Source organism: Mycobacterium sp. (assembly GCF_035603715.1).
Lineage (GTDB): Bacteria > Actinomycetota > Actinomycetes > Mycobacteriales > Mycobacteriaceae > Mycobacterium.
Genome location: NZ_DATNJW010000031.1, coordinates 1 through 11292, shown reverse-complemented (window position 1 = coordinate 11292; position 11292 = coordinate 1). Strand labels below are relative to the sequence as shown.

Annotated in this window: 11 protein-coding genes; 1 reads left to right on the top strand and 10 read right to left on the bottom strand. The window is 64.1% G+C overall.

Translation table 11 applies throughout. The annotated features are described in order from the left end of the window. The 7 genes from VN856_RS01095 to fadD5 form a co-directional block, all read right to left on the bottom strand. A partial coding sequence (locus VN856_RS01095) for a virulence factor Mce family protein (RefSeq protein WP_325685293.1) occupies window positions 1-959 on the bottom strand: 959 nt, incomplete at its 3' end. Further along, the gene (locus VN856_RS01090) at window positions 956-2539 is read right to left on the bottom strand and encodes an MCE family protein (RefSeq protein WP_325685292.1); all 1584 of its coding nucleotides are present in this window, start codon (window positions 2537-2539) and stop codon (window positions 956-958) included. The genes VN856_RS01095 and VN856_RS01090, both read right to left, overlap by 4 nt. Continuing rightward, entirely contained in the window at window positions 2539-3576 is a 1038-nt protein-coding gene (locus tag VN856_RS01085) for a virulence factor Mce family protein (protein WP_325685290.1), read from the bottom strand. The genes VN856_RS01090 and VN856_RS01085 overlap by 1 nt, the downstream gene beginning before the upstream one ends. Further along, a complete protein-coding gene (locus tag VN856_RS01080; RefSeq protein ID WP_325685288.1) occupies window positions 3573-4874 on the bottom strand; it encodes an MCE family protein in 1302 nt (433 codons plus the stop codon). Before VN856_RS01080 ends, VN856_RS01085 begins: the two co-directional genes overlap by 4 nt. 6 nt (window positions 4875-4880) lie before the next feature. Continuing rightward, a complete protein-coding gene (locus VN856_RS01075) occupies window positions 4881-5750 on the bottom strand; it encodes an ABC transporter permease (RefSeq protein ID WP_325685286.1) in 870 nt (289 codons plus the stop codon). 1 nt (window position 5751) lies between these two features. Then, the gene (locus tag VN856_RS01070; RefSeq protein WP_414686843.1) at window positions 5752-6468 is read right to left on the bottom strand and encodes an MlaE family ABC transporter permease; all 717 of its coding nucleotides are present in this window, start codon (window positions 6466-6468) and stop codon (window positions 5752-5754) included. Between the two features lie 314 nt (window positions 6469-6782). Next, window positions 6783-8426, bottom strand: a complete 1644-nt coding sequence (gene fadD5, locus VN856_RS01065) for a fatty-acid--CoA ligase FadD5 (protein ID WP_414686842.1) — start codon at window positions 8424-8426, stop codon at window positions 6783-6785. A 109-nt stretch (window positions 8427-8535) separates the two neighbouring features. Between fadD5 and VN856_RS01060 the strand changes: the two genes are divergently transcribed. Continuing rightward, complete coding sequence (locus VN856_RS01060) at window positions 8536-9249, top strand: GntR family transcriptional regulator (RefSeq protein WP_325685283.1); 714 nt, start codon at window positions 8536-8538, stop codon at window positions 9247-9249. On the opposite strand, the gene VN856_RS01055 is transcribed toward VN856_RS01060, so the two are convergent. The 3 genes from VN856_RS01055 to VN856_RS01045 form a co-directional block, all read right to left on the bottom strand. Next, window positions 9250-9693 carry an SRPBCC family protein gene (locus VN856_RS01055; protein WP_325685281.1) on the bottom strand — a complete coding sequence of 148 codons (444 nt, stop codon included), beginning with the start codon at window positions 9691-9693 and terminating at the stop codon, window positions 9250-9252. Window positions 9694-9723: 30 nt separating this feature from the next. Continuing rightward, window positions 9724-10203 carry a thioesterase family protein gene (locus VN856_RS01050; protein ID WP_325685279.1) on the bottom strand — a complete coding sequence of 160 codons (480 nt, stop codon included), beginning with the start codon at window positions 10201-10203 and terminating at the stop codon, window positions 9724-9726. Between the two features lie 10 nt (window positions 10204-10213). Further along, on the bottom strand, window positions 10214-11292 hold a 1079-nt coding region (locus VN856_RS01045; protein WP_325685277.1), incomplete at its 5' end, for a hydroxyacid-oxoacid transhydrogenase.

Sequence of the window (11292 nt, the reverse complement as noted above, 5' to 3'; positions counted from 1 at the left end):
GCCGGGTGGTAGATCAGGTTGGCGTTCGACAGCGCCGTCGGAATGACGTGTAGAGAAGTCTCCAGGCCGTTCAGGGCATCCGGCTGGACCAGCGCGTTGGTGGTGTCCGCAAGCTGGTTGACGTCGTGGGTGAGCACTTCGGCGTTCTTGTCCAGGAACGGTCGCACCGTGGTCAGCAGGCCGTCGAACTGCTGCAGCGCGTTGGCCAGGTCCTGATCCGAACCGGTCAGGCTGTTGGTGAATTGCGCCAGATTCTTGTTCAACGCGACGAACTTCTGGTCGTCGGCGTGCAGTGCATTCACAAACAGCGCGAGACTGCGGACCACCGCGAAGAAGTCACCTCGCCCCTGATTGAGCGCGGTCAGCGCCCGCGACAGATTGTTGAAGGTGGTGTTGATCTGCTTGCCCTTGCCGGCCAGTCCGTCGGCGTACGCCTCGATGACGTCCCCGAACGGGCCCTTGGGCTGCTCCTTGGTCGGCCCGAGCTTGGAGATGACGTTGGTGATGGTGTTGCGCAGCTCGTCCCATTCGGTCGGCACCTGGGTGCGCTCTTCAGGGATCACCGCATTGTCGGCCAGCACCGGCCCGCCCTTGTAGGGCGGTTCCAGCTGGAGCAACCGCGACGCCACCAGCGTCGGGTTGAGGATCACCGCCTGCGCATCAGCGGGCACCTTGTACTTGTTGGAGTAGTGGAAGGTGACCTTCATCTTGTCGCCGGCCGGCTCGATCTTGTCGATCGCGCCCACCTTGACGCCCATGATCTCGACCCTGTCCCCGTTGTACAGGGCGTTCGCGACCGGGAAGTAAGCCACAACGGTGTTGGTCGTCAGCTTCTTGTAGAGCTGGATGCCAAGGAAGCCCAGCACCAGTGCCGCCACGATCGCGAGCGAGCCGATGACGATCGAGGCCCGTGACAGCTTCGGCAGCCGGACGTTGCGGAAATCAAAGACGGTGCTCAATTCTGGTTACCTCCTTGCGCACCGCTGCCGCCAGCTCCACCTGTGTTGCCGATATACGGTGCCGGCAGGTTATTGCCCGGTCCCGGCGGGGGCGGGGGTCCTGGAGGCATTGGTCCTGGTGGCGGTGCCGCAGCGGGATTCGCCGGAGCCGGACCGGGCAGTGGTCCCAGCGGCTCGGTGCGCGCCCCCGGCGGCCCGGGTGCGATGGGAACCGGAGTGCCCGGCACATCGGGTTGCACCTGGCCGGGCAGCCCGGCGATCGGGATCCCCGGGGTTGGGGGCAGACCGGCGGGGTTCGGCGGCGAGGAGGCCACATCGGGCAGCGCCGGGTACGGCCCGTTCGGTCCGAATGGCCCCAGGTTCTGGTCGATACCGGCACAGGGCATGGGGTTGCCAGGCCGCGGGAACAATTCCGGCGTCGGCGTGTACGAGCACGGCGACCCAGGCGCCACCGCCGGGTTCGGATGATCCGGGGTTCCTTCCAGCGTCGGCGGCGAAGGCGGCGGCGCACCATTGGGGAACCGCGTGCCGTTCGGGTCGGGGAACCGGAACGCCGGCAACCCGGCACTACGCCAGAAGTTCTCCGGGTCGATGCCGCGCTTTTTGAATGCGGAGTCCACCCACGGCTGCAGGATCCAGTAAGGCAGCAGGTTGGTCAGCTGCACCTTGAAATACGGCCCCGACGCGACGGCTTCGTTCAGGCCCGCAACGCTCTTCCCGAAGTTCTTAATCGTCAGCGCTAGATCGTCCTTACGCTTGTCCAACAGGTCGCTGACGACGCGCAGCTGCTCCAGGACGTGGTTCAGGTTCGGGTTGTCGTTGATGAGGTTCTCCACCTGGGCCGAAAACGTGGATACGTTACTCAGCAACGCGCTGATCGCCCGGCTGCGCTCGTTGAACGCGGCCAGCAGGTTGTTGGAGTTGACGAACAAGCGGTCGATCTGCTGGCTCCGGTCGCCCAGGATGCTGGCGATCTTGTTGGCCTGCTCCAGCAAATGGGTGACCTGCTCGTCGCGCTTGCCGATGGTGTCGGAGAACTTAGCCACCCCGTCCAGCGCCGCGCTGATATGCGGGTAGGTCTGATCGATGGTCTGCGACAACACATTCAGCGACTGCTTGACGGTGTCGATGTTCCAGCCGGCGGCGGCCTTGGTGACATCGAAGAACGCGTCGTAAATCTGGTAGGGCGTAGTGCTCTGACCCAGCGGGAGCGTGCCACCGGGTCGCAACGTCTGGGTGCCGCGAGGCTCGATTTCGAGCACCTTCTTACCCAGGATGGTGTCGGTCTTGATCGCCAGCCGGCTCTCGGTGCCGATGGTTTGGCTTCCAGTCGAGAACTTCATCACGACGTGATCGCCATCGATGTTGATGGCCTCGACCTGGCCGACGTCGACGCCGGCAATGCGGACCTTGTCGCCTTTGTTCAACTGCCCAGAGTCGGTGAATTGTCCGAAGTAGCTGGGCTGCGCGAACAGCTGCGGGGTGCTGGTGAGAGTCTGACCGACACCGACGACCATCACCGTCACAATCAGGCCCATCAGGCCGATGCGCTTCCGGTTGGCGGGTTCCAGCGTCCTCATTACGGCGTGCACCTACCCGTCGGTTGCGACCAGATCTTGACCGTGCGGACCGGTCCACCCGCTTGCAGTCCGTTCGTCTTCAGCGTGAGGTCGCACAGGTAGAAGTTGACCCAGTCCCCATAGTTGCCGGCAGCGTTCCCGACGATGTTCACGCCAATGGGCGTCCGGTGAATCTGGTCGTCGTAGAGGTCTTTCTGGTCGACGACGGTCTGCTGAATGGGCTCGAGGTAATTCAGCGTCTTGTGCAGCAAAGTGCGATTGTCGGCGAGCAGGTCCCCCACCGTTCCGGCCCCGTTGCTGATGTTCGCGATACCTGCGGCAAACGGTTCGGCATGCTCGTTCAGGCCGCTGATCAGCTTCTCGAAATTGTCGACGGTCTGGTCGAAGTCTTGGCGGTGCTTGACCGTGGTGTCGAGCACGATGTTGAGGTTCTTGACCACCTCGCCGATCGCTTCGTCACGCTCCGCGATGCGCGAGGTCAGTTGTGCCGTCTGGTCGAGGATGTCGTTGATGGTGCCGCCCTGCCCCTGGAAGACGGTGATGATGGCGGTGGCGATGTTGTTGACCTTCTCCGGATCAAGGGCCCGGAACAGTGGCTTGAACCCACCGATCAGCGCGTCCAGGTCCAGTGCCGGCTGAGTGTGCGACAGCGGGATGAACCCGTGCGGCGGAAGAACCCGGTCGGCACCTTCGCCATCGCCGCGTTTGAGTTCGAGATAGCGGTCACCGATCAGGTTGAGGTAACGCACCTGGGCGGTCGTGGACTGATAGAGCGGGACGGAGTGATCGACGTCGAAATCGACCCGCACCCGGTGGCCGCCGTCAACCAGCTTGATGTCTTTGACCTTGCCGATCTCCACCCCGGATGCCCGAACGAACTGGCCGTTGCGCAGCCCGCTGATGTTGTTGAACTCCGCGGTGTACGTGGTGGTCCGGTCGAAGCGCATCTGACCGAACACGACGATGATCAGCGCGGTGAAGAACAGCAGCACCAGCGAGACGATGCCGAGCTTGAAGAGGGTTCCGGTGATTTTCATGGGTTGATCGTGTGGTCCCCCACTTGGCGGCCCCAGACGTATTCGACTGCGTACGGGGAGCCGGTATCGACATGGTTGTACGGCGCGAGGCTGTTGCCGGTGTCCAGGACCAGCGTCGGCGCTGGCCACAGTTCACGGGTGATGCTCTGCCAGCAACCCGGTGCGCCGCCCGGCCCGCCGTGCGCATTGATCCGTGGCAGGTTCTCCGGGTAGATGTACGGGTTGGGCGCTCCGCCGATCAGGCCGGTCAGCGCTGAGAGGCCCATCGTGGCCGCCGTGATTCCCAGGCCCGGAAGACTCAGAGCCAGCCCCAGCCCGGAGAAGAGTTCGGTTTCGGAACGCAGCGAATACGGGCTGGTAAAAGCGGCTACCTTGGGCTCGGCGTCGTGCAAGTTGCGGACGGTGCAGAACAACTCGGGACTGTAGGTGTCCAGCAGCTGGGACGTCGGCACCAGGTCCTTGGCGCCGCGAGCCAGGTACGGGCCGCCGCGGTTGAAGATGTCCGCGCCGGTGGCGCCGAAGCCCGCCGCGGCCAGCAGCGCCCGGTCCAGATCTTTTTCCTGCGCGTGAATCGTATGGGCCGTGGTTGACGCGTTGTTGAGGAAATCGGTCAGATCGGGGGCGGCGTTGGCGTAGGTGTCGCCCAGCGTGGCCAACTGCTGAATGTCGTGACGGATGATCGGCATACGCGGATTGACTTCGTCGAGCGCGGCACTGCCGTTGATGATCGACTGCCCGAACTTGTCGCCCAACCCGCTCAACGCCTGCGCGGCTGCGCTCAGCGTCAGGTTGACCTTGACCGGGTCCACCTTCTCCGCGATCTGCGTGATGGTCTGGAACAACGTGTTGATCTCCGTCGTCACCGACCGGGCGTCGATCACGTTCGACGGCGTGATCCGTTGCGGCAGAGGGTTTTCCGGCGCGGTCATCGACACGTACTTCTCGCCGAACACCGTGGTGGCCACGATTTTGGCGTCGACGTTGGCCGGGATCAGGTGCAGATACTTGGGGTAGACGTCCAAGGTGAACTTGACCGCAGGCTTGCCGTCCCGTTGGACCTCGTCAATCTTGTCCACCCGGCCGATCTGCACCCCGTTGTAGGTGACCTTCGAGCCGGGGTCCATCACCAGTCCGGCCCGGTCGGACAGCATGGTCAGCTTGGTCTTGTCGGTGAAGTCACCGTTGTATTGCAGGAACACCAACCACAGCACGAGCGCAGCGATCAGAAAAACGATGACACCGGCCACCCGGAAGGGCTGGAACGGCGCTTTGTTGATCTTCCCTCGTGGACTCGTCATGGCCGCCTACACCGTGAAGTTGAAGTTCGGATTGACGCCGTAGAGCGCCATTTCGGCCAACAGGATGACAATGGGGTTTGCGACCAACGAGAAGCGCATCGAGCGGCCGACCGCCTCGCCCACCCCGACGGGACCGCCACTGGCGTTGTAGCCGTAATAACAGTGGGACAACATCACCACGGCGGCAATGATGATGACTTCCACGAACGACCAGAACACGTCGTCGGGGCGCAAGAACGTTCGGAAATAGTGCTCATATGTACCGGATGTCTGTCCATACAAGACGGTCGTAACGATCTGCGGCGAAAGGAACGACAGGATCAGACCGACCGAGTAGAGCGGGATGATCACGACCAGTCCGGCCAGCATGCGGGTCGACACCAGGTATGCCGTCGACTTGACGCCCATCACCTCGAGCGCGTCGATCTCCTCGCTGATCCGCATGGCGCCGAGCTCAGCCGTGGCGCCGGCGCCGACGGTGGCCGCCAAGGCGATCCCCGTGACGATGGGCGCGACGAGACGGACGTTGATGAAGGCGGCGACGAACCCGAGCAGGGTCTCAATACCGATGTGGCCCAACGACGCCAAACCCTGGATCGCGACGAGCGAACCGGCCGACATCGTCACGAAGCCGATGATGACCGCGGTACCGCCGATCACGGCCATCGCGCCGGTACCCATGCCGACCTCTGCGATCAGGCGCAGAATCTCCTTGCGATAACGGGCAAGCGCCCACACCATGTCGCGGACACCGATGATCGCGAACCAACCGATCTTGCCGGCCTCGTCGAGCGGTTTGGTCGCGGACTCGCCGTACTTGCGGAGCGTGGAGGACGCCCGTGGGAAGCGGCCGCGCAATACCTGGACGGTCGACATGTCACATCCCCGTTCCGAAGCGCACACCGATGGTGGTCAGCACCACGTTGACCGCGAACAGCGCGACCACGCACAGCACCACAGTCTCATTCACGGCGGTGCCCAGCCCCTTGGAACCACCCTTCACCGTCAGGCCGCGGTAGCAGCCGACCAGTCCTGCGATGAGCCCGAAGGACAGTGCCTTGATCGTCGCAATGACGACTTCGGGCAGCCCGGTGACGAGGGTCAGCGTGGCCAGGTACGCGCCGGCCGACACGTTCTGCATGTAGACGCCGAACAGGAATCCGCCGACCAGGCCGACCATGCTGACCAAGGCGTTGAGCAGCATCCCGCACAGGGCACAGGCCAGCACACGCGGAACCACCAACCGGTGAATGGGGTCGATGCCAAGCACTTCCATCGCGTCGATCTCTTCGCGGATGGTGCGCGCACCAAGGTCTGCGCAGATGGCCGTCGAGACCGCACCGGCGATCACCAGCACGGTGTTGATCGGGCCGATCTGGGTGATGACGGCGATACCCGCACCGGCGCCTGAGATGTCAGCTGCACCAACCTGGATCAGCAGGATGTTGAAGGTGAAGATGAAAAGCGCGGTCACCGGCACCGACACCGCCATCGTCGGCAGCAGGGCTACCCGCAGGATAAACCAGCACTGCAGGATGAATTCTTTCCACTGAAATGGGAAGCGGAACAACGCTTTTCCGGTCAACACACACATCCGGAAGAAACCGCCGACGAGAACCAAAGGGGGGCCTAGTTGGTCACGGACGTAATCAGTGACCCGAGGCTGCGTCGTTGTCACTGGCACCCCTTCCCGCCGCGCCCCTGCGACTTGCGGGGGAGCGGCGAAGAGTTTCGCACCACCACTCCTTGCCCCGTCCCTAGGTGTGTGATCTCCGTCTCCCTACTGGTTGGTAGTAAGGCGGACCACAGGACTGTACCCGATGGGCTCGTGGGCTTGCATGGCATCCGCGTTATTAGCCTTTCATCAATTTGACCTGCGCGTTCTTCGTTATGTCAGGTTCATCCGATCTACCCTGGATCCGTTGACGCTGAGGCGCTTTGAGGCCCAGCGGAAGCTCCGTAACGCGTCCGCAAGTCGGTCTTCAGCACCTTGCCCGAGGGGTTGCGCGGCAGTGCGTCGACGATCTCCAAGCCCTTGGGGTGCTTGTAGCGCGCGAGCCGCTCACCGAGGAACTCGTCGAGATCCTCGATGCGCAGACCACTTTGCGTGACCGCCGCGACCGCGATCGGCACTTCGCCCCACTTGTCATCTGGACGTCCGATCACCGCGACTTCGACGATCTGCGGGTGACCGGCGAGGACGTTTTCCACCTCGGCGCAGTAGATGTTCTCGCCGCCGGAGATGATCATGTCCTTCTTTCGATCGACCACCCACACGTAGCCTTCGGCATCCATCCGAACCAGGTCACCGGAGTGGAACCAGCCACCGGCGAACGCCTCCGCGGTCGCATCCGGGTTGTTCCAGTAGCCGGCCATCAATGTGGGTGCGCGATAGACGATTTCGCCGACCTCCCCGACTGGCACATCGTTCATCTCGTCATCGACCACGCGAGCCGCCACGGTCGGGATCACCTTGCCGACCGAACCGAGCTTTCTGATCGCGTCCTCCCCCAGCAGCATGCAAGTCACCGGCGACATCTCGGTCTGACCGAAGGCGGCCAATATCTGCGACCCGGGGAAAGTTTCCGACATCTGTCGCAGCAGGGTATCGGACGCCGGTGCGGCACCCCAAGAGATCACCCGCAGCCTCACATCACGTGGATTCGCCTGCTGCGCACTGCATACCGCCTGCCACTGAGCGGGAACCAGGAAGATCCCGGTGACCTTCTCGGCGGCCAGGACGTCGAGCAGGTGTCCGGGGTCGAATGCGCCCAACGGATGAATCACCGTGGGCAGCCCCATCAAAAGTCCGGTTAATAGGTTGCCGATTCCGGCAATATGGAAGAACGGGACACCGATGAATCCGACATCGTCGGCGGCGACGCCGTGGGTGTAGAGGTTGGCCATCGTCTGACCGGTCAGGTTGGTGTGGGTCAGCACCGCACCCTTGGGCCGGCCCGTGGTGCCGGAGGTGTACATGATCAGCGCCGGCGATTCGTTGGGCACATCGGCTGCCCGGGCCGGGTCGCCCGGCTCGTTCACCAGATCCTCGTAGGCCAGCAGATCGTCCGCACCGGAATCACCGGCGACCACGATGGTGCTCAACATCGACGTGAGGTTTCGGACACCGGCGGCCACCGGAGCCAGCACCGATTCGGTGATCATCAACCGTGCCTCGCAGTCCTCGACCAGATAGGCGATCTCGGGTGGGGTCAGCCGGAAGTTGATCGGAACCGCGATGGCCCCGATCATGTTCGCCGCCAGCACCGACTCGACGAACTCAGTTCGGTTCAGCATCAAGACCATCACCCGGTCACCCGGGCCGACCCCTCGGCGGCCCAGGGCTCCGGCCAGTGCCGCGACCCGGTCGCGAAGGTCGGCCCAGGTGACGGTGTTGCCCAGAAATCTCAGCGCAGTGGCGCCCGGCTGCATGTACGCGTGCCGTTCGAGTTGATTGACCCAGTTCTGTCGGCGCGCCAAATACGGCTGCTCTAACGAGGTTCCGTCGGCGTCCGTCCCATGAGCTGTGTGGCCGGTCAACTGCGCGGTCAACGTGGTCGCTTCCCTTCTCGTAGCTAAGCGCTGTGCTTAAGTTGATATTTGATAAAACCTAGTGTTGTCTGGGTCACACTATGGTCTGGGCGTCACGAAGACAACCCCGGTGACCGCGCTCAGCGAACCGGCGGCACGGCGGCCTTCCGCGCAGCGGCAGGCCCGTCTTCCGCTGCGCCGAGCGCAGTTGTCCGACGAGGTCGCAGGCCATCTGCGGGCCGCGATCATGTCGGGCGCACTGCGGCCGGGAACGTTCATCCGGCTCGACGAGACCGCGGCCAAACTCGGCGTCAGCGCGACCCCGGTACGCGAAGCGCTGTTGAAGCTGCGGGGCGAGGGGATGGTGCAACTCGAGCCGCACCGCGGCCACGTCGTGTTGCCGCTGAGCCGCCAGGACGTCGACGACATCTTCTGGGTGCAGGCGACCATCGCCAGGGAACTCGCCGCGTCTGCGGCCCAGCGCATCACCGACGACGAGATCGACGACCTCGAACACCTCACCGATGCGCTGACCACCGCCGTCGCCGCTGCCGACATAGACGCGATCGCGACGACGGAATTCGCGTTTCACCGAGCCTTCAACCACACCACCGGGCGGATCAAGCTGGCGTGGTTCCTGCTGCACGTGGCTCGGTACATGCCGTTGGTGGTGTACGCCGCGGACCCGGAATGGGGTGCCGCCGCCGTGCAGAACCACCGCGAGGTGATCGCGGCGCTGCGCCGCCGCGACACCGCCGCGGTCGTCGAGCACACCGAGAGCCAATTCACCGACGGCGCGCGCCGGCTCACGGAACGGTTGCAAACCAGCGGAATCTGGGACTAGCTAAGTTGACGCCGCCAGGTCCTCGGCGCGCTTCTTGAGGTTCTCGGCGAGGTAGTCCAACACGTTGCCGGCCAACTGCTTCACCATCGGTGCGGGTATCGGCAACGAGGGCTCGACGTCCAAGTCCACGGTCAGCAGCGCTGACGAGCCGGTGTCCACCACGCTGAACAACTGCTCCTGCTTTTTGAAAAGGTTGCCCTGCTGCAGCACGGTCTGAATCTGAGTCGGGCTCGGGTAGTAGACCGCCTGGATCAGACTGTCCTCTATGGCCTCGTATTTGGCATCGAGACGCAGCTGGCTTGGGCGCCCGTCGTCATAGCGGGCCAGCACCCACAGGCCCTGAACTCCGTCGTTCCACTCCGGGTACGACTCGAAGTCGGCGACGATGGCCAGGATCGTATCGGCGTTGGCGGCGACCTCAACGGTCTTGCTGACAAAAGGCATTGGCCGAGCATAACGAGAACGCTGCGGCCGCTAACTCACGCAGGCCGTCGACAGCAGCGCGCGGATGTCGTCGGGGATGGGGGTCGGCCGGCGGGTGGCCTTGTCGATGTATACATGCACCCAGTGGCCGACCGCGGCGATGGCCTGCGGCTCATCGGCGGCCAGGTCTTCGGCGCCCCGGAAGACGCCGAGCCGATACGTCACGCTGCTGTTGCCGAGCCGGGTCACGGCCACCCCGACGACAAGCCGTTCCGGGAAGTGCAGTTCGGAGAAGTAGCGGCAGCCCGATTCGGCGACGATGCCCTGCGCTGACGCCGTCACCGGGTCGAGCGCGACGTTGGTCTGGATCCAGCCGTTGATCGCGGTATCGAAAAGCTGGTAGTACACAGCGTTGTTCAGGTGGCCGAACATGTCGTTGTCGGCCCATCGAGTCAGCACCGGCCAATGCACCGGGAAGTCGCGACTGGTGAGCCCGTCAGGTGTGGGCGGCACCGCAGAAAACGCAGGCATGAATGTATGACTACCAGTACCGCATGGCGCGCCGAAACAGGTCCGCCAGAACAGGTTTGCTCATCTCGCGCGGGGCGTTCTGCAGGAGACGCTGCTGAGGGTGAGCGCCCTCGGTCAGCGCGGCCACGTCGTCTTCGCTGTAGCCCACGCCGCCGAGGCCGTTCGGTATGCCCACCGCGCGCATGATGCGGATGAGTTCGTTGGCCAGCACCTCGCCCGCATCACTCGCGCCGGCGTGTTGGGTGTCAACGCCGAGCAGCCGTGCGCCCTCCAAGTGCAGCTCCGGACTCGCCTCCGCGGTGTAGCGGAACGACGAGGGCGCATTGAGTATGACGGCCATGCCGTGCGGCACCAGTGGTTCATGGGCCGGATAGCCGGACGGGCGGAAGTCTCGCACCAGCCCCGCTACCGCGTAGGCCATGCCGTGCGGCGCATGAACGCCCGCGTTGCCGAACGCGATGCCCGCAAGCGTTGCCGCCCACATCATTTGCTCGCGGGCCGCGCTATCGGAAGCATCGTGCACCGCACGCTCCAAATACTGCCCCAGCAAGCGCAACGCCTCACGGCAGCCCAAATCGCTCCACGGGTTCGCGCCCTGACTCATGGGCCGCAGGCTGGGCCGTTCGGGAGCCCGCCGCCGGACGTAAGGCCGCGCGGTGAAGGACTCCAGAGCGTGTGACAGCACGTCGAGCCCTGCCGAGGCGACGACCTCGGGCGGCAGGCTCGCGGTGCAGTCCGGGTCGACGAGCGCCTCGGTGGGACGCAGCGCGTGAGAAGCGATGCCGGTCTTGGCCTTTAGCGACAAAAGGTCGAAGATCGTGATGCCGGTTACCTCGCTGCCGGTGCCCGCCGTGGTCGGGCACGCGATATGCGGCTTGAGCGGGCCGGGTACGGGTTTGCCCTCGCCGATCGGGGCGTTGACGTAGGCCAGAAAGTCGGCGGGATAGGTGGCGTACAGATTGGCGGCCTTGCACGTGTCGATGACAGAGCCGCCGCCCAGCGACACGTAGCCATCGGGCTTCAACCCTTGCGCGAAACGCGCCCCGTCTAGAAAAGACGCGTCGGTGGGCTCCACATGTACGTCGGTAT